The sequence below is a fragment of the Serratia sp. FGI94 genome (assembly GCF_000330865.1).
Classification (GTDB): Bacteria; Pseudomonadota; Gammaproteobacteria; order Enterobacterales; family Enterobacteriaceae; genus Serratia_B; species Serratia_B rubidaea.
This window is the reverse complement of the sequence record NC_020064.1, coordinates 1,298,737-1,320,352: the sequence shown is the minus strand read 5'-3', so window position 1 is coordinate 1,320,352 and position 21,616 is coordinate 1,298,737. Positions and strand designations below refer to the sequence as shown.

The window sequence follows — 21,616 nt, the reverse complement described above, 5'->3', positions numbered from 1 at the left end:
TCGTCCGTTTATGTCTGCATCAGCGCCACCAGTTCGCGTGCGGCTTTCTGCAGCGGCTGGTTTTTCAGCCAGATCAGGTGCATCGGCAGGCGCAGTTCATTTTTGGTGTTTTTAAACGTCAACCGGGTCAGCCGCCCCTGCGCCAGCAGCGGCGCAATCAGCGACTGCGGGAAATTACCCCACCCCAGCCCGGCCTCCACCATATTCAGCGCCGTCTGCAGGCTGTCGGTGCGCCAGTAGGTTTCCGCCACCCGCGGCCGCAGATCGGCCATCGGCAGATCCCGGCTGGCAACCACGATCTGACGCACGTTGACCAAATCCTCCAGAAACAGCCGCTCGCCGCCCTGCGCCAGCGCCGCATGCTGCGACGACAGCGTGGCGATCAGCGACTCGCTACCGACAAAATGAAACTGTTCCCGGATATTGACGTTCAGCCCGCCGAACGCCAGGCAAACGCTCACTCGCCCCTGATGCAGCAGATGCAGCGCCTCGTCCTGCGGCGCGCTCAGCAGTTCAACATTCAACAACGGATAGCGCTCAGACAGTTTTTTCACCGCCGCCAGCAGCTTTTCCGTATTGATGTCCGACGCCACGCCGATCGATAGCGTGCTCTCCAGCCCCTGAGACAGCTCGATGGCGTGAATCTGCAGCTGTTTCAGCTGATCGGCGATCTGACGCGCGTGCGGCGCCAACGCCAGCGCCATGGCGGTCGGCGCCGGCTCGCGGTGCGAACGATCAAACAGTTGAAAACCCAGCTCGGCCTCCATATTGGCGATCCCCATGCTGACCGCCGAAGGCACGCGCCGCAGTGCGCGCGCAGCGGCGGAAAACGAGCCGCGCTCCAACACCGCCAGAAACAGCTCAATATTGTCGCTGGTGAAATTCATACTCGTTACCTGTCAGTAAAACTGACAGCTCCTGACTTTTTCTATCAATACGCTTGACGTTATCTTAGCCGCCGATACGCCGGGCGTCACCCCGGTCAGAACAATCAATCAAGAGAGGCAACATGCAAGGCGTTAAACGCAAACTGGTTTATGTCACCGCCTATGAACTTATCGGCATGACGATTTCGGCGCTCGGCCTGGCGCTGCTGTCCGGCAGCGCGCCCAGCAGCACCGGGCCGCTGGCGGTGATCATCACCACCATCGCGGTCAGCTGGAATTTTATCTATAACTGCCTGTTTGAATGGTGGGAGAGCCGTCAGGCATCGCGCACCCGTACGGTGAAACGGCGCATTCTGCACGCCGTCGGCTTTCAGCTGACGCTGGTGGTATATCTGATTCCGCTGATTGCCTGGTGGATGGGGATTTCACTGACGCAGGCACTGCTGCTGGATATGGCGCTGATCGTTATTATTCCGTGCTACACCTTCATCTATAACTGGGCGTTCGATAAGCTGTTCGGCCTGCCGGCATCGGCGCTGCCGGCGGAAGAGTCCGCCTGAGCGGCCTGCCGTTACGCCGATGCGTAACGGCAGCAACGGTTCAGCGCGCCGTCAACGCGCTGCGCACCGCTTCCAGCTCCTGCTTCAGTCCTCTGAGTCGCGTTTCATCCAGCCCGGCGGAACACAACAGCTGCGGATAGAGGCTGTCGATGCCCTCACGCAGCTGCCGCGCCTGCGGCGTAACCCGCACGTGCACCTGCCGCTGGTCCTCGCTGCTGCGCACCCGCATCACATAGCCGTGACTCTCCAGCCGCTTCAGCAACGGCGTGGTGGTGCTGGCGTCAATAAACAGCCGTTCGCTGATCTCGCCAACGGTCAGCCCGTCCTGCTCCAGTAATAGAATCAACACCAAATATTGCGGATAGGTCAGCCCCATCTCATCCAGTAACGGCTGGTACACGCGGTTCAACGCCAGATTGGTCGAATACACGGCAAAGCACATCAACTTATCAAGCGTGATAGGTGATTGGTCGCCCATAATATGTCCTCTACGATCGATTTTATCGTTATAAATATCTTTTTGCTGTGTGGGATTACCCAACCATTGTATGAGAGATCCGACCTGTTGACCAGTGCCGTAATTTTGAATAAATTCAACTAATTATATCTATTTTCACGCAAAATAATGGTGAACTATCAGATAGTGCAAATTATGAGGAGGATTACCAAGCGATAGGTGCCGCACGTCGTTACGCGACCAGGCAGGCGGTTTTGCCCACCGAGCGCCAGGGTTCCACACTTTCCAGCAGGTATGCCGTCCGCACTGGTTTATGGGCAGCGTAATACCATTATCACGCCACTCAGAGAAAGGTCCGACAAATATATTTCACTGCTGCCTCTCGGAAAGCGGGAAATATATTACCCTGCTAAGATTGCGGGCTAAGAGTGAGAAGCGAGTCACAGTTCAATTTTTTCTGTTAATACTCCGAAGAGTTATTTATCACCATGATAAATAATCGATTTTTAATAAAGATTAAAAAACAAACACACTTAATAACGATTTAACGCTCTTATTTTTTGCCTCGTTTAAGCAGAAAAGGTAGCATGCTTCGCCGTTATTTAATGGTTTGTGCACAAAGAATAAACAACGAGAGTGATGCCATGACTTCATTCTTATAGCGGTTGCCACCGCAATCGTTTGCTTAGCTGTTGAGCGTGCTCAACAATAGACAGGAAAACAGGACGGATAATGAAATCACACACAAAATCCGCGCATGATAAACACGCGGCCAGAAGACGTTGGTTGGACTCCCATGAATCCGGTTATCACAAAAGCATGGGCAACCGGCAAATCCAGATGATCGCCATCGGCGGCTCGATCGGCACCGGCCTATTCCTCGGCACCGGCGGCCGCCTGGAACTGGCCGGCCCGGCGCTGGCGCTGGTGTATCTGACGTGCGGCATCTTTTCGTTCTTTATCCTGCGCGCGCTGGGCGAGCTGGTGCTACACCGCCCCTCCAGCGGCAGCTTCGTCTCCTATGCCCGTGAGTTCCTCGGCGAAAAAGCCTCCTATGTCGCCGGCTGGATGTATTTCCTCAACTGGGCGATGACCGGCATCGTCGATATCACCGCCGTCGCGCTGTATATGCACTACTGGGGCACCTTCGCCGACGTGCCGCAGTGGCTGTTCGCCCTCGGCGCGCTGGGCATCGTCGCCACCATGAATATGATCGGCGTAAAATGGTTCGCCGAAATGGAATTCTGGTTTGCGCTGATCAAGGTGGCGGCCATTGCGCTATTCCTGATCGTCGGCGTGGTGTTCCTTGGCCTGGACAAACCGGTTGACGGCAACACCACCGGCCTGCACCTGATATCCGATAACGGCGGGCTGTTCCCGCACGGCCTGCTGCCGGCGCTGGTGCTGGTGCAAGGGGTGATCTTCGCCTTCGCCGGCATTGAGCTGATCGGCACCGCCGCCGGCGAATGCAAAGACCCGGAAAAAATGCTGCCGAAGGCGATAAACAGCGTGATCTGGCGTATCGCCCTGTTCTATGTCGGCTCCGTGGTGCTGCTGGTACTGCTGCTGCCGTGGAACGCCTATCAGGCCGGCCAAAGCCCGTTCGTCACCTTCTTCAGCAAGCTCGGCGTGCCCTACGTCGGCACCATCATGAATATCGTGGTGCTGACCGCCGCGCTCTCCAGCCTGAACTCCGGTCTGTACTCAACCGGCCGCATTCTGCGTTCGCTGTCGATGGGCGGCTCCGCGCCGAAGTTTATGGCCAAAATGAGCAGCCAGCAGGTGCCGTACGCCGGCATTCTGGTGACCTGCGGCATTTACGTGCTCGGCGTGATCCTCAACTATCTGGTGCCGTCGCAGGTGTTTGAAATCGTGCTGAACATCGCTTCTCTGGGCATTATTTCCTCCTGGGTGTTTATCATCGTCTGCCAGATGCGCCTGCGCGTCGCGATCAAAGAAGGCAAGGCCAAACCGGTCAGCTTCAAAATGCCGGGCGCGCCGTTCACCTCCTGGCTGACGCTGCTGTTTTTGGCGGTAGTAGTGGTGATGATGGCCTTCGACTACCCGAACGGCACCTGGACCGTCGCCACCATTCCGGTGCTGGCCATCCTGCTACTGCTCGGCTGGTTCGGCCTGCGCAAACGCGCCGCAGAGGTGCGGCGGGAGCAGCAGGCTCATGAACAACAGTCCCTGAAATAACGCTTATCTCCCCGGGGGGCGACATTCGCCCCCGTTGTTCCCTTCCCGCGCGCTGAGCCGCCACACAACCGTCACCGCTTATTCTCCGCCGCCCGTTGGCGTAATTTGACCTGCCCCGGCCATTTCTGTGGCGGGTTAATTCAATACGCCCGGTGCGGCGACCAACCAGCGAGGCAATACCTATGATTTCTCTGTCGGACTACGCAGATTTGCAGACCTATAGCGGTGATGAAACGGCGGTCATGATTGAAAACCGCTACCATCATGGCCTGTTTACCCGCGACGATAACGATCTCACCAGCCCGGATAACGGCGCCACCGTATTACACGATGGCAAACAGCGTCGCTGGAAGCGCAATATCAACAGCGGCGATTACCATATCGACTGGTGGCATAAACCGGGGGATGAGAGCGACTATGCGTTAACCATCAACCGCGCCAATGATTTCCTACAGGTAAAAGAAAATGAATGGGGATCGGTGCCAATCCCCAGCACCCCGGCCGGCGTTACCCTGATCGGGCCCGGCGGCGTACGCATCTGTAAAACCACCGCCAATTTAAAACTGTGGAAAAACGCCATCGACTTTAAGGGCACGATCCTCGACTTCCGCAACCCGGACTCAAAAACCACCGAGTGCGTGCGCGTGCGTTACTGTCTGGGCGCACCGGCGATTGAAAACCTGCGTATCGTCGGTAATCGCAGTGCAAGCGGCGGTCTGAGCGGCCTGTGCGTCTATACCGACGCCGTGAACATTTTTGGCAAACCCGCAGCCCAACTGCTGGTGCAAAACGTCTGGCTCAGCAACCTGCATAAAGGCATTCTGTTCGGCAACAACGCCTATATCCAAAGCTGGCACAGCGTTATGGTCACCAGCTGTAACTGGCCGATCTGGTCGCAGAGCGCCAGCAACGCCGGCGAAAAGATCGTGTTCTACAAGTGCCTGTTTGGCGGCAACAGAAACCATTATCAAGGTGTGCATACTCTGTTTTTCCGCGATTGTTCCTTTGATTACAGCGGTTTTAATAGCGAAGACGAGCAACTGCTCAATAAAGACGATGGCCTGTTCGATCTGCGGGGCGGTACGCTGAACTTTAAAGACTGCCACTTTGAATGGGGCAATGAGCATTCGCGCAACTACCGCCCGGTATTTACCAGCAGCAACGGCGCCAAAGTGAAGATCAAGGACAGCGTCTGGCACAGCGTGAAAACCAGCCTGACGGACACCTCGACGGACAAGGAAGGCAAGGTCGTTACCAGCAAGCCCTATCAATATGTCGACTATTTCTTCTTTGATAAATCAGAGAAAAAAACCGGCAGGTGCTATATCGACGGCTTCGATCTGATCAATGCCGATATCAAGCAAGGCTGGTCGAATGGCCATATTGAGGTGAAGAACATCGGCGCGCCGGGGCACGTCAATATGTGGCGCATGCTGTACCTCGGCGATGGGGTGAACCACCTGCCGGAACCGGCGTGGAAAGAGGCCAATGCGTTACAGCTCAACAATGTGTACGCCGCCAGCGGCTCGCGAATCTCGCAGACAGAAAGCTCGGATCTGGCGCTGACGCTGCACAACGGCGTGATTACCGCCACCACCCAAACGGCGGGCGACAAGGCGAAGCAGATCGCACTTTATTTCCCAATAGCCAAGGACGATCTGGTGCTGTGGCGCTGCACGCTGGACAACCTGCAGGGGGCCGGCGACGAACTGAACGTCGCCATCAATACCTACTGGGGTCGCTACGAGCTGCAGGGCGATGCCGGCGCCGTCACCATTCAGGAGAAGACCTGTCAGTGGGGCCGCCCCGGCAAGCTCACGGCCGGCGCACCGCTTACCCTGACCTCAGATCGCATTACCGCGGTAGAAACCGATGAATATCTGCCGCTGCCGGAGGGCTACGCCAACTATGCACGTATCCTGATCACCCTGAAAGGGTTCGCCGGCAGCGCCGCCAGTCCGGCCTCGGTGGATATCAGTCAATTGCTGTGCCAGCGGATCAACATTGTTTCCCGCAACCCCAACAAGTCCTGGTAATCGCCGTCTCCGCCGCCCCGCCGGGGCGGCATTTCGCACGTATTGATTCCCGGCGGCGCATAAAGCCCGCTATGTTGTGGCTATCGGCCACTTTCCTGCGAGCGCAACCGTGGATATTCAACGCTACCTGCAACACATCGCCTTTGACGCCGCGCCGCGTGTGGATCTGACCACGCTGCAACGCCTGCACCACCGCCATATGCTGGCGGTGCCGTTTGAAAATTTGAGTATTATTTACCATGAGGGCATCGATCTGCGCGAGCAGGCGCTGTTCGACAAGGTGGTCAACCGCCGTCGCGGCGGCTTCTGCTATGAGCTGAACCGGCTGTTCGCCGCACTGCTGCAGCAGCTCGGTTTTACGGTGGTGGCGGTTGCCGGCGAAGTGCGCGCCCGTGACGGCAGCTTCGGCCCGCCGTATGATCATCTGGCGCTGATTGTCACGCTGGATCAGCCCTATCTGGTGGACGTCGGCTTCGGCGACGCCTTTCTGACGCCGCTGACCCTCGATGATACGCCGCAGCCGCAGGCCAGCGGCACCTTTTATCTGGAACGGGACGGCGACTATTTCTACCTGCAGCGGCGCAATGGCGATCGCACCTCCCATGCCAAAACGCTGTACCGCTTTACGCTGCAGCCGCGCGCCTTCAAGGAGTTCGACGCCATGTGCCACTACCACAGCCATTCGCCACAGTCGGGCTTTACCCAGCGGCTCGTCTGCTCCCGCCCCACCGCCGACGGGCGGATTACGCTGAGCGACAACAAACTGATTATTACCGCCGACCATCGGCGCACGGAAAGCACGCTGCACGATGAACAGCAGCGACGTGCGGCGCTGCTGCGTTACTTCGCCATTAGTCTATAGCCGCCGCGCAGGCGGCAATCGCCTGCGCTATCTCGCCGGAGCTCTTCAACGCCCGCACCTGAGCAAACAGATCGCCGGCCTCGGCATACTCCTTACGCAGGTAGCCCAGCCACTGTTTGATGCGCGCCACGTGGTACAGGCCGGTATCGCCCTGCTTTTCCAGATGCGCATATTTTTGCAGCAGCCGCACCACCTGCGGCCAGGGCATCGGCGGCTCATTATATTTCACCACCCGGCTCAGGTTGGGAACGTTCAGCGCGCCGCGCCCCAGCATCACCGCATCGCAGCCGGTGATGTCCATACAGCGGCGGGCGCTGGCGTAATCCCAGATTTCACCGTTGGCAATCACCGGAATGCGCAGGCGGCGGCGGATCTCGCCGATGGCCGCCCAGTTGATGCGCTCGGCCTTATAGCCGTCCTCTTTGGTGCGGCCATGCACCACCAGCTCGCTGGCGCCGGCCTGCTGCACCGCATCGGCGATCTCAAGGCTGTGCTGCGGCGAATCCCAGCCCAGACGTACTTTCACCGTCACCGGCAGCTCAGCCGGCACCGCGGCACGCATTGCCTGGGCGCCCCGGTAGATCAGTTCCGGGTCTTTCAGCAGCGTCGCGCCGCCGCCGCTGCCGTTGACGGTTTTCGACGGGCAGCCGCAGTTGAGATCGACGCCGTAGGAACCCAGTTCCACCGCGCGGGCGGCGTTTTCCGCCAGCCACTGCGGATGCTGCCCCAGCAGCTGGATACGCACCCGCGTACCTGAGGGCGTGCGGCTGGCGTGGCGCAGTTCCGGGCACAGACGGTAAAACGACTTGACCGGCAGCAGTTGGTCAACCACGCGCAAAAACTCGGTGATGCACAGATCGTAATCGTTCACTTCGGTCAGCAGTTCACGCACCAACGAGTCGAGAACGCCTTCCATCGGCGCCAGTAAAACGCGCATTATTCAACCACCCTGCAAAAAAAGACCAGCCATGATACGAGTGCCGTCCGCCGCAGACAAGACGCTGACGGCACAAAAAAGCCGCCGATAAACGGCGGCCTGATGCATGCTGCGGGCGTTTACTCCGCCGGTCTGCTGCGACGCGGACGGCGGGCCGGCGCGCCGCTGCGCGGTTTGCCTTCGCCCTGCGGACGGGCGCGCTGGGCGCCGTTGCCGCGGTTGTCACGCTGGCCGCCGCCGTTGGCCGCGCGTTGGCCACCGCCGTTACCGTTGCCGCGCCCCGGGTTGCCGTTGCCACGGCCGCCGCGCTGCTGGCGGCCATTGATGATCGGCTCCGCCTTGATGGTCGGATCCGGCTCATAGCCCGGCAGGGCGATGCGCGGAATCTCGCGCTTCAGCAGGCGTTCAATATCACGCAGCAGCTTGTGTTCATCGATACATACCAGCGAGATCGCTTCGCCGGTGCGTTCCGCCCGGCCGGTACGGCCGATACGGTGCACGTAGTCTTCCGGCACGTTCGGCAGTTCATAGTTCACCACGTGCGGCAGCTGGTCGATATCCAGACCACGCGCCGCGATATCGGTCGCCACCAGTACGCGGATGCGGCCATCTTTAAAATCGGCCAGCGCCCGGGTACGCGCGCCCTGGCTTTTGTTGCCGTGGATCGCGGCGGCGGTGATGCCGTCTTTATTCAGCTGTTCGGCCAGATGGTTGGCGCCGTGCTTGGTGCGGGTAAACACCAGCACCTGACGCCAGTCGCCTTCGCCGATCATCTGCGACAGCAGTTCCCGCTTACGCTTCTTGTCAACAAAGTGCACGTGCTGCGTCACCTGCTCGGAGGCGGTATTGCGGCGCGCCACTTCCACCGACGCCGGGTTGTGCAGCAGTTTGCCGGCCAGCGCCTTGATATCGTCGGAGAAGGTGGCGGAGAACAGCAGGTTCTGACGCTTCGCCGGCAGCTTGGCCAGCACGCGACGAATATCGTGGATAAAGCCCATATCCAGCATGCGGTCGGCTTCGTCCAGCACCAGGATTTCCACATTGGACAGATCGACGGCGTTTTGATGTTCCAGATCCAGCAGACGGCCCGGCGTGGCGATCAGAATATCCACCCCGCCGCGCAGTTTCATCATCTGCGGGTTGATGCTGACGCCGCCGAACACCACCAGCGAACGCAGGCGCAGGTGCTGGCTGTAGGCGCTGACGTTCTCGCCGATCTGCGCCGCCAGCTCACGGGTTGGGGTCAGGATCAGCGCGCGCACCGGGCGGCGGCCTTTCACCGGGCTCGGTTTACTGCTCAGCAGCTGCAATACCGGCAGGGTAAAGCCGGCGGTTTTGCCGGTGCCGGTCTGGGCGCTGGCCATCAGGTCGCGCCCTTCCAGCACCACCGGGATCGCCTGACGTTGAATCGGCGTAGGTTCGCGATAGCCCTGTTCTTCAACGGCACGCAGGATTTCGGCATTCAAGCCGAGAGTTTCAAATGACATAGTAGAGAAAAGCTCCAGCTCCCCCCTAACCTAAACAAATGTTCGGTGCAGTTTCCCGGGAGGATGATCAGACGGGGCATAGGGACAGCGGCATTATCGCTCGCATATCCCCGGCATACCACGAGGGATTGGCACAAACTGCAAGTGCACCAGGTCGGCGATTGTAACAGATGTCGAACAAGAAAAGGTAAATTTCGCCAGGCAGCGCACATTATGCCGCTAAACGGCGGTTCAACACGAAAAAATCCGCTGCGCTTTCCGCTTGCATTTTGTCTGCTCAGGTCTAAAGTTAATCAAATGATTGATTAACTTTTGCGAGTAGTGCGTCTATGCCTTCTGCAGGAAATCATCACCCACGCGGCGAGCAGGCGCGGCAACAGCTGATTGCCGCGGCGGTCGAAGTCTTCGGCGAATACGGCCTGGAGGGCGCCACCACCCGCGTCATCGCCCAGCGCGCCGGGCAGAATATCGCCGCCATCACCTACTACTTTAATTCCAAAGAAGGCTTGTACCTGGCGGTCGCCCAGTGGATTGCCGACTTTATTCAGCAGACCTTTCAGCCGCTGGCGGACGAGATTGACCGCCTGTGGCTGCTGCCGGCCGAACAGCGCCGTCCCGAGCTGTATCTGCAGCATCTGAAACGCGGCCTGTTGGCCTTCAGCGAGCTGATGACCCAGACCCATACGCTTAACCTCAGCAAAATCATGTCGCGCGAGCAGCTCTCCCCCACCGACGCCTACCCGCTGATTCACCAGCAGGTGGTGGCGCCGCTGCACGGCAAGCTGAGCCGGCTGCTGGCCGCCTATACCGGCCTGGAAGACGGTTCCACCAAGGTGATTTTGCACACCCATGCGCTGCTCGGCGAAGTGCTGTCGTTCCGCGTGGCGCGGGAAACCATCCGCCGACAGGCCGGCTGGCGACAGATTGGCGCACAAGAGGCCAGGCAGGTCGCCGCCGTACTGGCGGAACATATTGATTTACTGGTTAACGGCCTGCGCCAGCGTTACGGCGGCGGCCCCGACGTCTTACCGTTATAGGCAGGGAGAGATATGAATAAGCAACGCGTTGGTCTGGTGGCGATCGTGGTGATAGCGATCGCCGCCGTGGCGGCCGGTATCTGGTATTACCAACAGCGACAGGCAAAGCCGCTGACCCTCTACGGCAATGTTGATATCCGCACCGTGAATCTGGGGTTCCGCGTCAGCGGCCGCCTGGCTTCGCTGACGGTTGACGAAGGGGATACCGTCAAACCGGGCCAGCTGCTCGGCAAGCTCGACGACGGCCCGTATCAGAATGCCCTGCTGCAGGCGCAGGCCAACGTCGACAGCGCGCAGGCCAAGCTGGCGCTGCTGCAGGCCGGCTACCGCGATGAAGAGATCGCCCAGGTGCGTTCCGAAGTGGCGCAAAAGCTGGCGGCCTTCAACTACGCCAACAGCTTTTTACAGCGTCAGCAAGGGCTATGGGCGAACAAGGCCACCTCCGCCGATGCGCTGGAGGACGCGCGCACCGCCCGTAACCAGGCGCAGGCCAATCTGCAGGCGGCAAGGGATAAACTGGCGCAATACCGCAGCGGCAACCGCCCGCAGGAAATCGAACAGGCCAAAGCGGCGCTGGCGCAGGCCACAGCCGCGCTGGCCCAGTCCAGGCTCGACCAGCAGGACACCCGGCTCATCACACCGTCGGCGGGCACCATTCTGACCCGCGCGGTGGAGCCGGGCACCATGCTGAGCGCCAGCAGCACGGTATTTACCCTGTCGCTGACCCAGCCGGTCTGGGTGCGCGCCTACGTCAGCGAAGCCGATCTGGGCAAGGCGGTGCCGGGCAGCGAAATGACGCTGTACACCGACAGCCGGCCCGGCAAGCCGTACCACGGCAAGGTGGGCTTTGTCTCGCCGACCGCTGAATTCACGCCGAAAAGCGTGGAGACCACCGATCTTCGCACCGATCTGGTGTATCGCCTGCGGGTGATCGTCAGCGACCCGGATGACGCGCTGCGCCAGGGCATGCCGGTCACCCTGCATTTTTCTCAACCTTAGGGAAAAATGATGGAACAGGGCCACACCATTGATCTTGAAGGCTTGGAGAAACGCTTTCCCGAGCTGGATAAACCGGCGGTCGCCAGCCTGACCACTCAACTGCGCAGCGGCGCGGTCACCGGGCTGGTCGGCCCGGACGGCGCGGGGAAAACCACCCTGCTGCGCATGCTGGCCGGGCTGCTGCGGCCGAGCGCCGGCACGCTGCGGGTCGCCGGTCTGGATCCGATCGCCGACGATCGTAAGCTGCACGCCATTCTGGGCTATATGCCGCAGAAGTTCGGCCTGTATGAAGATCTGACCGTCATGGAAAACCTGACGCTGTATGCCGATCTGCGCGGCGTCACCGGCGAGGCGCGTCGCGCCACCTTCCAGCGCCTGCTGGAATTTACCGATCTCACCCGCTTCACCGGCCGGCTGGCCGGCAAGCTGTCCGGCGGGATGAAGCAGAAGCTGGGGCTGGCCTGTACGCTGATCGGCGAGCCACAGGTGCTGCTGCTGGATGAACCGGGTGTCGGGGTCGACCCCATTTCGCGGCGCGAGCTGTGGCGTATGGTGCACGAGCTGGCCAACGACGGCATGCTGATCCTGTGGAGCACCTCCTACCTCGACGAAGCCGAACAGTGCCGCGAGGTGCTGCTGATGAACGAAGGCCAGCTGCTGTTCAGCGGCGCGCCGCAGGAACTGACCCGGCGCATGGCGGGACGCAGCATCCTGCTGGCGGCGCCGTCCGGCAGCCACCGCGCGCTGTTGCAACAGGCGATCTGTCTGCCGACGGTGACCGACGGCGTGATCCAGGGCAAATACCTGCGGCTGATCCTGAAGCCGGACGCCGATCATCAGCAGGTGCTGCAGGATCTGCAGATTCCCGACGTCGAGCTGCGCGAGGCGGAGCCGCGCTTTGAGGATGCGTTTATCGATCTGCTCGGCGGCGGGCCGAACAGCAAATCCGCATTGGCGGCGATCATGCCGACCGTCAGCGGCGATGGCGCGGAAACCGTGATTGAAGCGCAGAACCTGACGAAAAAGTTTGGCGACTTCGCCGCCACCGACCACGTGGATTTTCAGGTGAAGCGCGGCGAGATTTTCGGCCTGCTCGGCCCCAACGGCGCCGGCAAATCTACCACCTTCAAGATGATGTGCGGGCTGCTGGTGCCGAGCGACGGCAAGGCGCTGGTGCTGGGGATGGATCTGAAAACCAGCTCCGGCAAGGCACGTCAGCATCTGGGTTATATGGCGCAGAAGTTTTCGCTGTACGGCAACCTGACGGTGGCGCAGAACCTCAAATTTTTCTCCGGCGTCTACGGCCTGAGCGGCAAAAGACAGCGGCAGAAAATGGCGGAAATGTCCGCCGCCTTTAACTTCGGGCCGATTATCAACCAGGCGCCGGACGCGCTGCCGCTCGGCTTCAAGCAGCGGCTGGCGCTGGCCTGCGCGCTGATGCACGAGCCGGACATTCTGTTTCTGGACGAACCCACCTCCGGCGTCGATCCGCTGACGCGGCGCGAGTTCTGGCTGCATATCAACGGCATGGTGGACAAGGGCGTTACGGTGATGGTCACCACCCACTTTATGGACGAGGCGGAATACTGCGATCGCATCGGGCTGGTTTACCGCGGCAAAATCATCGCCGCCGGCACGCCGGATGATTTGAAGCAGCAGGTCGCCAGCGAGCAAAACCCCAACCCGTCGATGGAACAGGCGTTTATCGAACTGGTGCAGGGCTACGACCGGGAGGAGCAGTGATGAACGATAATCCGGCGATCGGCAACGACAGCGCCTTCTCCTGGCGCCGGGTGCGCGCGCTGTGCCTGAAGGAAACGCGGCAGATCCTGCGCGATCCCAGCAGCTGGCTGATCGCCTTTCTGATCCCGCTGCTGCTGCTGTTTATCTTCGGCTACGGCATCAACCTGGATTCCAGCAAGCTGCGGCTCGGCATTCTGGTGGAGCAGCAAAGTGAAGAGGCGCGCGATCTGGTCAACGCCTTTGCCGGATCGCCCTATATCGATCCGACCATCAGCGATAACCGCCAGGCACTGATCGGCAAGATGCAGGCCGGCGAGATCCGCGGCCTGGTGGTGATCCCGGTCGATTTCGCCCGGCGTATGGCGCGGCCGTTCGACAGCGCGCCGATCCAGGTGATCACCGACGGCAGCGAGCCGAACACCGCCAACTTCGTACAGGGCTATACCCAGGGCGTCTGGCAGATCTGGCAGCAGCAGCGCGCCGAGGATCGCGGACGCAATGACAGGCCGCTGATCGAAGTGCAGATGCGCTACTGGTTTAACCCGGCGGCCATCAGCCAGCACTTTATCATTCCCGGCGCCATTACCATCATCATGACGGTGATCGGCGCCATTCTCACCTCGCTGGTGGTGGCGCGCGAGTGGGAGCGCGGCACCATGGAGGCGCTGCTGTCGACGCAGGTGACGCGCGGCGAGCTGCTGCTCTCCAAGCTGCTGCCCTACTATGTCCTCGGCATGCTCGCCATGCTGCTGTGTATGGTGGTGGCGGTGTGGGTGTTCGGCGTGCCCTATCGCGGTTCGCTGCTGCTGCTGTTTGTCATCAGCAGCCTGTTCCTTATCAGTACGCTGGGCATGGGGCTGCTGATCTCCACCATCGCGCGTAATCAGTTCAACGCCGCGATGGTGGCGCTGAACGCCGCCTTTCTGCCGTCCATCATGCTGTCCGGCTTTATCTTCCAGATCGACAGCATGCCGGCGGTGGTGCGCGCCGTCACCTATATCATTCCCGCGCGCTATTTCGTCAGCACGCTGAAAACGCTGTTTCTGGCGGGCAACATCGGCAGCATGCTGCTGATCAATCTGCTGTTTTTAATCGCCTCCGCCGTGCTGTTTATCGGGCTGACCGCCTGGAAAACCCAGCGACGTCTGGACTAGGAGCCTTCGATGTTTCATCGCCTATGGACGCTGATTGTCAAAGAGATGCAGTCGCTGCTGCGCGACCCGCAAACCCGCGCCATTCTGGTGCTGCCGGTTATCCTGCAGGTGCTGCTGTTTCCGTTTGCCGCCACGCTGGAGGTGACCAACGCCACCATCGCGGTGTACAGCGAAGATAACGGCCAGGCCTCGGTGGAACTGACCCAGCGTTTCGCCAAGGCCAAGGCCTTCACCCACGTGCTGATGCTGCGCAGCCCGCAGGAGATCCGCCACGCCATCGACAACCAACAGGCGCTGCTGCTGATCCGTTTTCCGGCGCAGTTCTCACGCGATATCGCCAACGGCAACAGCGCGCCGCTGCAACTGATTCTCGACGGGCGCAACTCCAACAGCGCGCAGATCGCCGCCAACTATGTGCAGCAGATCGTACAGAACTATCAGCAGGAGCTGCTGGACGGACGGCAGCAACCCAACAACAGCGAGCTGGTGGTGCGCAACTGGTACAACACCAACCTCGATTACAAATGGTTTGTCGTGCCGTCGCTGATTGCGATGATCACCACCATCGGCGTGATGATCGTCACCTCACTGTCGGTGGCGCGGGAACGGGAACAGGGCACGCTGGAGCAGCTGCTGGTTTCACCGCTCACCACCTGGCAGATCTTTATCGGCAAGGCGGTGCCGGCGCTGATCGTCGCCACCTTTCAGGCCTCGATCGTGCTGCTGATCGGCATTTTTCTCTACCAGATCCCGTTCGCCGGTTCGCTGCTGCTGTTCTATTTCACCATGCTGGTGTACGGCCTGTCGCTGGTGGGGTTCGGGCTGCTGATTTCGGCGCTGTGCGCCACCCAGCAGCAGGCGTTTATCGGCGTGTTTGTGTTTATGATGCCGGCCATTCTGCTGTCCGGCTATGTGTCGCCGGTGGAGAATATGCCGGTCTGGCTGCAGAACCTGACCTGGGCCAACCCGATTCGCCACTTTACCGATATCACCAAGCAGATTTACCTGAAAGACGCCAGCTTTGACATTATCTGGGGCAGCCTGTGGCCGCTGCTGGTGATTACCGTCACCACCGGCAGCGCCGCCTACGCCATGTTCCGGCGGAAAATCGCCTGACGGCTGGCGGGACGGCCCGTCACCGTCTAGGCTACGTGGGAGTTTTTATCTTTATCGCTAAAGGAGCGCGCGATTTGTCTCAGGAAACCGCCGTCAAGGTCAAGAATAACGAATTCGATAATATGGTCCGCTTCGCCTTTCGGCTGACCGGGATTAATCTTCTGCTGCTGGTTGGGATTTGTTTAGCCGGCATCTTGCTGCCGGAAGAGGTGGCCGAGTGGATCGACCTGACGATGCTACTGCTGGTGGGGATTAACCTGATCGCCAATCTGGTGGTGTTCTACCTGTCGCTGGTCGGCCTGTTCAAATCGACGCTGAAGTGGCGTGCGGCGCTGGCGTTGCTGTTCTCACTGGCGCTGTTTGCGCTGTATCTGTTTATCATCGCGGCCACGATAGCGGGATAACCCCCAAAGAGGCCGTGAGCACGGCCTCTTTTGTCAGCTCTACCCTTCTCGGCGGGCAGCAATCTTCGCCGCAGAACGCTTGCTAAAGCCTTCAAACGGGTTCCAGCCCTGGATCCCTCGTTTTTCCTTCAGGTAATAGGCGTAGTTAGCCACCGAGGCGCAAAGGCAGCTATAGCCAATTCCCAAGAAACGGTAGGCTAACTCAAAATTGCCGCCGGTCACATACTCTACTATCGCGACGATATAGCTCAGCACGCAGGCACCAACAAACAGCACCAGCCCCTTTTTCCACAGCCCCAGAATGCACATATAGATAATGCCGAAGAAAAAGGCGAAGAAATTCATGATATACTTCATGCGTTCGAAGAAGCCTAACTCTTTAATTTTATTCCGGTATTCCGGGGAAGTGATATCACCGCCGACGCTGTCGAAAAAATCAAAACGCTCCCGCCACTTAGAGCTAAGCTCTTTATACTGATTCATAAAATCCTCTTTCTATCATCACAAAATTTAATGATTACCATCCTATAGCGCCAATTATTCAACGCAATGACATAAACATTGTCAATATATTATTAAGTATTTGTTTGTATTATGTAACGCGGGCGGGCGTAAAAAAGCCCCGTTGCCAGGGCTTTGTGCAGAAATGCTGATAAGGTGAGATGGCCGCCGGCCATCCGGTGGTTTAGCGGCGGTTGCCGAAGATGCGCAGCAGCATCAGGAACAGGTTGATAAAGTCCAGATACAGCGTCAGCGCCCCGACGATGGCGTATTTACGGAAGCTGTCTTTATCGTCGGCGTTCAGCTGTTCGCCCATCGCCTTCAGCTTCTGGGTGTCGTAGGCCGTCAGCCCGACAAACACCACCACGCCGATATAGGTAATCGCCCACATCAGCGCGCTGCTCTTCAGCCAGATGTTCACCAGCGACGCCAGCACGATGCCGATCAGCGCCATAAACAGCATGCTGCCGAAGCCGCTGAGATCGCGCTTAGTGGTGTAACCGTACAGGCTCATCGCGCCGAACATACCGGCGGTCACCACAAAGGTGCTGGCGATCGACGTATAGGTATAGGCGATAAAGATGCTCGACAGCGTCAGCCCGGTCAACGCCGAATAGAGCATAAACAGTGACGTCGCTACCGCGCCGCTCAGCCGGTTCACCATGCCGGAGATCACGAAGACCAGCGCCAGCTGGGCGATAATCAGGCCAAAGAAGGTAATCTGGCTGGAGAAGATAAAGTTGAGAATCGCCGGCGTGTTGGCCGCATACCAGGAAACGAAGGCGGTCAGCAGCAGGCCGCAGGTCATCCAGCCGTATACCTGCGCCATATAGGCCTGAATGCCGCTGCCGGCGCGTTCGACGATAGAACCATTGGAGCGTGGATATCGGTCCATGACGGTTACCTTTTACTTGTGGAACAACTGTTACGGGGGCCATTCCCCCACCTGTAATAAGCGTATCACAGAATATCGGCGGCGGCGGTGAGCAAAAGTATGGATTTATTGCCGCCGTTTACCGTTGATTTACCAACGTTTTGCCGCCTGCTGGTCGCTGTCGCGCGCCTCGACCCAGCGCTCGCCCTGCTCGGTGGCCTCACGCTTCCAGAACGGCGCGCGGGTTTTCAGGTAATCCATAATAAATTCGGCGGCCTCAAAGGCCATGCTGCGGTGGGCGCTGGTGACGCCGACAAACACGATCTCGTCGCCGGGGAACATCTCGCCGATGCGGTGGATCACGCAGACCCGTTGCAGCGGCCAGCGCTCGCGCGCCGTCGCGACGATCTCCGCCAGCGCCTTTTCGGTCATGCCGGGATAATGCTCCAGCGTCAGGGCACTGACGTTATCCCCCAGATTGTGATTACGCACCTTGCCGGTAAAGGTCACCACCGCGCCGTCATCGTCACACTGCGCCAGCCAGGCATACTCCTCGCCGACGTTAAATAACGCGCGCTGCACGCGAATACGACTGTTGTCCACCGTCAGCCTCCGGTTACCGGCGGGAAGAACGCGACCTCATCGCCGACGCTCAGCGGGTGTTCCGCCGCCACCAGCGACTGGTTCACCGCCATCAGCAAGTTATCGGCCGCCAGCGCCAGCGCCCAGCGGTCGCCGCGCTGACACAGTGCCTGACGCAGCGCCTCGACGCTGGCGAACTCCGCCGGCAGGCGCAGGCGATCCGTACCGACCAGTTCCCGCACCTGGGCAAAAAACAGGATATCAATCATGATTCAGCCTCAAAATCGCCGGATTTGCCGCCGCTTTTCGCCAGCAGACGCACCGGACCAATCACCATATCTTTCTGCACCGCCTTGCACATATCGTAGATGGTCAGCGCCGCGACCGACGCCGCGGTCAGCGCTTCCATCTCGACGCCGGTTTTGCCGGTCAGGCGGCAGCAGGTTTCAATGCGCACCCGATTGTGCTGCGGCTGCGCCTGCAGATTGACCTCCACCTTGCTGAGCATCAGCGGGTGGCACAGCGGGATCAGCTCCCAGGTGCGTTTGGCGGCCTGAATGCCGGCGATGCGCGCGGTCGCGAACACGTCCCCTTTGTGATGACGGCCTTCGACGATCATCGCCAGCGTCGCCGCCTGCATCTCGACAAAGGCTTCGGCGCGCGCTTCGCGCACCGTTTCCGCCTTGGCGGAGACGTCCACCATATGGGCTTCGCCGGCGGCGTTAATGTGGGTTAACTGACTCATAGCGTTATTTCTTTAAGTGGGGGTGGAAATTGCAGGGACGGTTACGCGCGTCCAGCTGCGATTCAATAATGCGCTCCCAGGCGGTGCGGCAGGCGCGGGTGGAGCCCGGCATGGCAAAAATCACCGTCTGGTTGGCGATGCCGGCCAGCGCGCGCGACTGAATGGTGGCGGTGCCGATCTCTTCATAAGACACCATGCGGAACAGTTCGCCGAAGCCTTCCACCTGGCGATCAAACAGCGGCGTCAGCGCCTCCGGCGTGTTGTCGCGCGCGGTAAAACCGGTGCCGCCGGTGATCAGCACCGCCTGCACCGCATCGCTGGCGATCCAGGCCGAAACCTGCGCGCGGATCTGGTAAATATTGTCGTTGACCAGCGCGCGTTCCACCACCTGATGCCCGGCCTCCTGCGCCGCCTGCTGCAGGTAATCGCCGGAGGTATCCTCCGCGAGGCTGCGGCTGTCGGAAACGGTCAAAACGGCGACGCGCGCCGCAATAAATTCACTGCTGGCATGACTCATGGATGAGACTCCCTGAAGGTAAGGCCGGACTCAGCCGCCGATAAACGACAGATTCTGCGTAATGCCGCTGTCGCCCTGGTGCAGAAAATGCGTCTGCTTCTTACTGAGCAGACCGCTCTGGATACGCTGCTTCAGCCCCTCCAGCTGGCGATCTTCCGCCAGCAGGTCGCGCAGCGGGATGCCCTGTTCGCCGAACAGGCACAGGTGCAGGTTGCCGATGGCGGAAACGCGCAGCCGGTTGCAACTGGCGCAGAAATCCTTCTCATACGGCATAATCAGGCCGATTTCCCCCTGATAGTCCGCATGGCGGAACACCTGCGCCGGGCCGTCGCTGCGGCCGCGCGGCTGGCGCTGCCAGCCCTGCTGCTCAAGCTGCCGGCGGATCACCTCGCCGGAAACGTGACGCTGGCGGAACAATTCGCCGCCCTCGCCGGTTTCCATCAGCTCAATAAAGCGCAGTTGAATCGGCCGCGGTTTAATCCAGGCCAGAAAGGCGTCCAGCTGCTGGTGATTGACGTCGCGCATCAGCACCGCGTTCACCTTCACCTTGTCGTAACCGGCGTCGAAGGCGGCGTCGATGCCCGCCATCACCTGGCGGAATTTATCCTGGCCGGTGATGGCGTGAAACTGGCGCGCATCCAGGCTGTCGACGCTGACGTTGATCGCGGTCAGGCCGGCGTCGCGCCAGCGCGCCACGTCGCGCGCCATACGGTAACCGTTGGTGGTCACCGCCAGCTGACGGATCGCCGGGTTTTCCCGTACGGCAGCAATGATTTCGCAGAAGTCGCGGCGCAGCGAAGGCTCGCCGCCGGTCAGGCGCACTTTTTCAGTGCCCAGCTCGGCAAACGCGCGGCTGACGCGGCGGATTTCATCCAGCGACAGGAAGGTTTTGGGACTGACGCTCGGCTGATAGCCGTCCGGCAGGCAATAGGTGCAACGAAAGTTGCACACGTCGGTGATCGACAGGCGCAGGTAATAGAACTTGCGCTCAAAAGCATCGGTAAGTTGGGGCACCATAACACCTTTCCAAATACGGGAGATGCGGACATTTCTATCGCGCACCCTGGTGGCTGACTTCGCCACGGCCCGGGCGCCATATCGCCAAGCGACGTAGGCACAGGGGCTAGGAGTTGTGATCTCAGCGCTGGTTGCCGCAGCAACCGCAGTGAAACCGTGGTTTTCAGCAAAATTCTAGCGCTAAACGACGCGAATAGCCAACGCGTCTTTTCGCTATGTAATTGTGTATATAGCGTTTTTACTCGGTCGAACGCTGAACGCCTATCATAACCTCGGCTCTGCCAGGGGAATTGACTAAAATCACCCGAATCACACTCTTTTTCGCCTTTTTCACTCAAATCCGCTACTTTATGCCGATTATCTGTCCGTGATAGACCCGACATAATGCGAGTTGCAGTGAGGCGGCACGATGCGCTGACGCCGGGCGGTGATGCGGCTGTCTGAACGCCGCCAACGCTTGTCACTTAAAGTATGCCGGGTATAAAAATTGATATCGCCCGAAACGTCCGCACGACGCCGGGCATAAGGAATATTATGCGTAATCGTACCCTGGCCGATCTGGACCGCGTCGTCGCATTAGGCGGTGGCCATGGCCTTGGCCGCGTGATGTCATCGCTTTCTTCTCTGGGTTCACGCCTGACCGGCATCGTCACCACCACCGATAACGGTGGCTCTACCGGCCGTATCCGCCGCTCGGAAGGCGGCATCGCCTGGGGCGATACCCGCAACTGCCTCAACCAGCTGATTACCGAGCCCAGCGTCGCTTCCGCGATGTTCGAATACCGCTTCAGCGGCAACGGCGAGCTGGCCGGCCACAATCTGGGCAATCTGATGCTGAAGGCGCTGGATCACCTCAGCGTACGCCCGCTGGAGGCGATCAACCTGATCCGCAGCCTGCTGAAGGTGGACGCGGCGCTGATCCCGATGTCGGAGCAGCCGGTGGATCTGATGGCGCACGATCACGAAGGCAACCACGTTTACGGCGAGGTCAACGTCGATCAGCTGACCGCGATGCCGCAGGAGCTGATGCTGTCGCCGCACGTCAACGCCACCCGCGAAGCCCTTGACGCCATCGCGCAGGCGGATCTGATTTTGATTGGTCCAGGCAGTTTTCTGACCAGCCTGATGCCGCTGCTGCTGCTTGACGATCTGGCGCGCGCCCTGCGCCGCAGCAGCGCCAGCATGATCTACATCGACAACCTGGGTAAGGAGCTGAGCGTGGCCGCCGCCTCGCTGTCGCTGCGCGACAAGCTGGCGCTGATGGAGGAAAAAATCGGCCGCGTCATGGTCGACGCGCTGATCGTCGGCCCGCAGACCGATACGCAGTCGGTGCCGGACCGTCTGGTGATCCAGCAAAATCTGGAAGCCAGCGATATTCCTTACCGCCACGACCGTCAGCTGCTGCGCCAGGCGATCGACCAGGCGCTGAGCCAGCTGGCGGCCCGCCGCTAGCGGTTCAGGTCAGTGAATTTACGCAAGCTTTAAGTATGACGGGTAGTTAC

At 59.9% G+C, this 21,616-nt stretch carries 22 protein-coding genes and 1 riboswitch; of the genes, 11 read left to right on the top strand and 11 right to left on the bottom strand.

Features of this window, described 5'->3' with window-relative positions; translation table 11 throughout:
* Positions 1–8 precede the first annotated feature (8 nt).
* A complete protein-coding gene (locus D781_RS06035) occupies positions 9–887 on the bottom strand; it encodes a LysR family transcriptional regulator (RefSeq protein WP_015671425.1) in 879 nt (292 codons plus the stop codon).
* A 122-nt stretch (positions 888–1,009) separates the two neighbouring features.
* Here D781_RS06035 and D781_RS06030 point away from each other — a divergent pair, with 122 nt between their 5' ends.
* Positions 1,010–1,447 carry a PACE efflux transporter gene (locus D781_RS06030; protein ID WP_015671424.1) on the top strand — a complete coding sequence of 146 codons (438 nt, stop codon included), beginning with the start codon at positions 1,010–1,012 and terminating at the stop codon, positions 1,445–1,447.
* A 40-nt stretch (positions 1,448–1,487) separates the two neighbouring features.
* On the opposite strand, the gene D781_RS06025 is transcribed toward D781_RS06030, so the two are convergent.
* Positions 1,488–1,925, bottom strand: a complete 438-nt coding sequence (locus D781_RS06025) for a MarR family transcriptional regulator (protein ID WP_015671423.1) — start codon at positions 1,923–1,925, stop codon at positions 1,488–1,490.
* 711 nt (positions 1,926–2,636) lie between these two features.
* Between D781_RS06025 and ansP the strand changes: the two genes are divergently transcribed.
* The 3 genes from ansP (at position 2,637) to D781_RS06010 (ending at position 7,001) form a co-directional block, all read left to right on the top strand.
* The gene (ansP, locus tag D781_RS06020; RefSeq protein WP_015671422.1) at positions 2,637–4,103 is read left to right on the top strand and encodes an L-asparagine permease; all 1,467 of its coding nucleotides are present in this window, start codon (positions 2,637–2,639) and stop codon (positions 4,101–4,103) included.
* Positions 4,104–4,285: 182 nt separating this feature from the next.
* Positions 4,286–6,139 carry a hypothetical protein gene (locus tag D781_RS06015; protein ID WP_015671421.1) on the top strand — a complete coding sequence of 618 codons (1,854 nt, stop codon included), beginning with the start codon at positions 4,286–4,288 and terminating at the stop codon, positions 6,137–6,139.
* 109 nt (positions 6,140–6,248) lie between these two features.
* A complete protein-coding gene (locus D781_RS06010; protein ID WP_015671420.1) occupies positions 6,249–7,001 on the top strand; it encodes an arylamine N-acetyltransferase in 753 nt (250 codons plus the stop codon).
* Here D781_RS06010 and dusC read toward each other — a convergent pair.
* Both dusC and rhlE read right to left on the bottom strand, forming a co-directional pair.
* On the bottom strand, positions 6,991–7,938 hold the full coding sequence (dusC, locus tag D781_RS06005; RefSeq protein ID WP_015671419.1) for a tRNA dihydrouridine(16) synthase DusC: 948 nt from the start codon (positions 7,936–7,938) through the stop codon (positions 6,991–6,993). The genes D781_RS06010 and dusC overlap by 11 nt on opposite strands.
* A gap of 119 nt (positions 7,939–8,057) precedes the next feature.
* Positions 8,058–9,425, bottom strand: coding sequence for an ATP-dependent RNA helicase RhlE (rhlE, locus tag D781_RS06000; RefSeq protein ID WP_015671418.1), 1,368 nt, complete (start codon positions 9,423–9,425; stop codon positions 8,058–8,060).
* A gap of 329 nt (positions 9,426–9,754) precedes the next feature.
* On the opposite strand from rhlE, the gene cecR reads away from it, so the two are divergent.
* The 6 genes from cecR (at position 9,755) to D781_RS05970 (ending at position 15,878) form a co-directional block, all read left to right on the top strand.
* Entirely contained in the window at positions 9,755–10,462 is a 708-nt protein-coding gene (cecR, locus tag D781_RS05995) for a transcriptional regulator CecR (protein WP_015671417.1), read from the top strand.
* A gap of 12 nt (positions 10,463–10,474) precedes the next feature.
* Positions 10,475–11,461, top strand: a complete 987-nt coding sequence (hlyD, locus tag D781_RS05990) for a secretion protein HlyD (protein ID WP_015671416.1) — start codon at positions 10,475–10,477, stop codon at positions 11,459–11,461.
* Between the two features lie 9 nt (positions 11,462–11,470).
* Positions 11,471–13,204, top strand: coding sequence for an ATP-binding cassette domain-containing protein (locus D781_RS05985; RefSeq protein ID WP_015671415.1), 1,734 nt, complete (start codon positions 11,471–11,473; stop codon positions 13,202–13,204).
* Entirely contained in the window at positions 13,204–14,358 is a 1,155-nt protein-coding gene (locus D781_RS05980; RefSeq protein ID WP_015671414.1) for an ABC transporter permease, read from the top strand. The genes D781_RS05985 and D781_RS05980 overlap by 1 nt, the downstream gene beginning before the upstream one ends.
* 9 nt (positions 14,359–14,367) lie before the next feature.
* Entirely contained in the window at positions 14,368–15,474 is a 1,107-nt protein-coding gene (locus D781_RS05975) for an ABC transporter permease (protein WP_015671413.1), read from the top strand.
* A gap of 74 nt (positions 15,475–15,548) precedes the next feature.
* Positions 15,549–15,878: a hypothetical protein gene (locus D781_RS05970; protein WP_015671412.1), complete on the top strand. Its 330-nt coding sequence runs from the start codon at positions 15,549–15,551 to the stop codon at positions 15,876–15,878.
* A 39-nt stretch (positions 15,879–15,917) separates the two neighbouring features.
* Here the strand turns inward: D781_RS05970 and D781_RS05965 are convergent, their stop codons facing one another.
* The 7 genes from D781_RS05965 to moaA all read right to left on the bottom strand — a co-directional run bounded on the left by D781_RS05965 (position 15,918) and on the right by moaA (position 20,114).
* On the bottom strand, positions 15,918–16,361 hold the full coding sequence (locus tag D781_RS05965; RefSeq protein ID WP_015671411.1) for a DUF2628 domain-containing protein: 444 nt from the start codon (positions 16,359–16,361) through the stop codon (positions 15,918–15,920).
* 202 nt (positions 16,362–16,563) lie between these two features.
* A complete protein-coding gene (locus D781_RS05960; RefSeq protein WP_015671410.1) occupies positions 16,564–17,274 on the bottom strand; it encodes a Bax inhibitor-1/YccA family protein in 711 nt (236 codons plus the stop codon).
* A gap of 129 nt (positions 17,275–17,403) precedes the next feature.
* Positions 17,404–17,856, bottom strand: coding sequence for a molybdopterin synthase catalytic subunit MoaE (gene moaE / locus D781_RS05955; RefSeq protein WP_015671409.1), 453 nt, complete (start codon positions 17,854–17,856; stop codon positions 17,404–17,406).
* A 2-nt stretch (positions 17,857–17,858) separates the two neighbouring features.
* Complete coding sequence (gene moaD, locus D781_RS05950; protein ID WP_015671408.1) at positions 17,859–18,104, bottom strand: molybdopterin synthase sulfur carrier subunit; 246 nt, start codon at positions 18,102–18,104, stop codon at positions 17,859–17,861.
* Positions 18,101–18,580 (bottom strand): cyclic pyranopterin monophosphate synthase MoaC, encoded by a 480-nt coding sequence (gene moaC / locus D781_RS05945; protein WP_015671407.1) that lies wholly within the window; start codon positions 18,578–18,580, stop codon positions 18,101–18,103. The genes moaD and moaC overlap by 4 nt, the downstream gene beginning before the upstream one ends.
* A gap of 4 nt (positions 18,581–18,584) precedes the next feature.
* Positions 18,585–19,097 carry a molybdenum cofactor biosynthesis protein B gene (gene moaB, locus D781_RS05940; protein ID WP_015671406.1) on the bottom strand — a complete coding sequence of 171 codons (513 nt, stop codon included), beginning with the start codon at positions 19,095–19,097 and terminating at the stop codon, positions 18,585–18,587.
* Between the two features lie 30 nt (positions 19,098–19,127).
* The gene (gene moaA, locus D781_RS05935) at positions 19,128–20,114 is read right to left on the bottom strand and encodes a GTP 3',8-cyclase MoaA (RefSeq protein WP_015671405.1); all 987 of its coding nucleotides are present in this window, start codon (positions 20,112–20,114) and stop codon (positions 19,128–19,130) included.
* Positions 20,101–20,239, bottom strand: a riboswitch (molybdenum cofactor riboswitch). (Overlaps the previous gene by 14 nt.)
* 409 nt (positions 20,240–20,648) lie before the next feature.
* Here moaA and yvcK point away from each other — a divergent pair.
* On the top strand, positions 20,649–21,566 hold the full coding sequence (gene yvcK / locus D781_RS05930) for a uridine diphosphate-N-acetylglucosamine-binding protein YvcK (RefSeq protein WP_015671404.1): 918 nt from the start codon (positions 20,649–20,651) through the stop codon (positions 21,564–21,566).
* Positions 21,567–21,616 lie beyond the last annotated feature (50 nt).

Coding starts and splice junctions, on each gene's coding strand:
- moaD (WP_015671408.1), bottom strand. CDS start 18,104: ATGATTGATATCCTGTTTTTTGCCCAGGTGCGGGAACTGGTCGGTACG.
- moaC (WP_015671407.1), bottom strand. CDS start 18,580: ATGAGTCAGTTAACCCACATTAACGCCGCCGGCGAAGCCCATATGGTG.
- rhlE (WP_015671418.1), bottom strand. CDS start 9,425: ATGTCATTTGAAACTCTCGGCTTGAATGCCGAAATCCTGCGTGCCGTT.
- moaB (WP_015671406.1), bottom strand. CDS start 19,097: ATGAGTCATGCCAGCAGTGAATTTATTGCGGCGCGCGTCGCCGTTTTG.
- cecR (WP_015671417.1), top strand. CDS start 9,755: ATGCCTTCTGCAGGAAATCATCACCCACGCGGCGAGCAGGCGCGGCAA.
- moaA (WP_015671405.1), bottom strand. CDS start 20,114: ATGGTGCCCCAACTTACCGATGCTTTTGAGCGCAAGTTCTATTACCTG.
- yvcK (WP_015671404.1), top strand. CDS start 20,649: ATGCGTAATCGTACCCTGGCCGATCTGGACCGCGTCGTCGCATTAGGC.
- D781_RS06030 (WP_015671424.1), top strand. CDS start 1,010: ATGCAAGGCGTTAAACGCAAACTGGTTTATGTCACCGCCTATGAACTT.
- D781_RS05985 (WP_015671415.1), top strand. CDS start 11,471: ATGGAACAGGGCCACACCATTGATCTTGAAGGCTTGGAGAAACGCTTT.
- D781_RS05975 (WP_015671413.1), top strand. CDS start 14,368: ATGTTTCATCGCCTATGGACGCTGATTGTCAAAGAGATGCAGTCGCTG.
- ansP (WP_015671422.1), top strand. CDS start 2,637: ATGAAATCACACACAAAATCCGCGCATGATAAACACGCGGCCAGAAGA.
- D781_RS05980 (WP_015671414.1), top strand. CDS start 13,204: ATGAACGATAATCCGGCGATCGGCAACGACAGCGCCTTCTCCTGGCGC.
- hlyD (WP_015671416.1), top strand. CDS start 10,475: ATGAATAAGCAACGCGTTGGTCTGGTGGCGATCGTGGTGATAGCGATC.
- D781_RS06015 (WP_015671421.1), top strand. CDS start 4,286: ATGATTTCTCTGTCGGACTACGCAGATTTGCAGACCTATAGCGGTGAT.
- D781_RS06035 (WP_015671425.1), bottom strand. CDS start 887: ATGAATTTCACCAGCGACAATATTGAGCTGTTTCTGGCGGTGTTGGAG.
- D781_RS06025 (WP_015671423.1), bottom strand. CDS start 1,925: ATGGGCGACCAATCACCTATCACGCTTGATAAGTTGATGTGCTTTGCC.
- D781_RS05965 (WP_015671411.1), bottom strand. CDS start 16,361: ATGAATCAGTATAAAGAGCTTAGCTCTAAGTGGCGGGAGCGTTTTGAT.
- dusC (WP_015671419.1), bottom strand. CDS start 7,938: ATGCGCGTTTTACTGGCGCCGATGGAAGGCGTTCTCGACTCGTTGGTG.
- D781_RS05960 (WP_015671410.1), bottom strand. CDS start 17,274: ATGGACCGATATCCACGCTCCAATGGTTCTATCGTCGAACGCGCCGGC.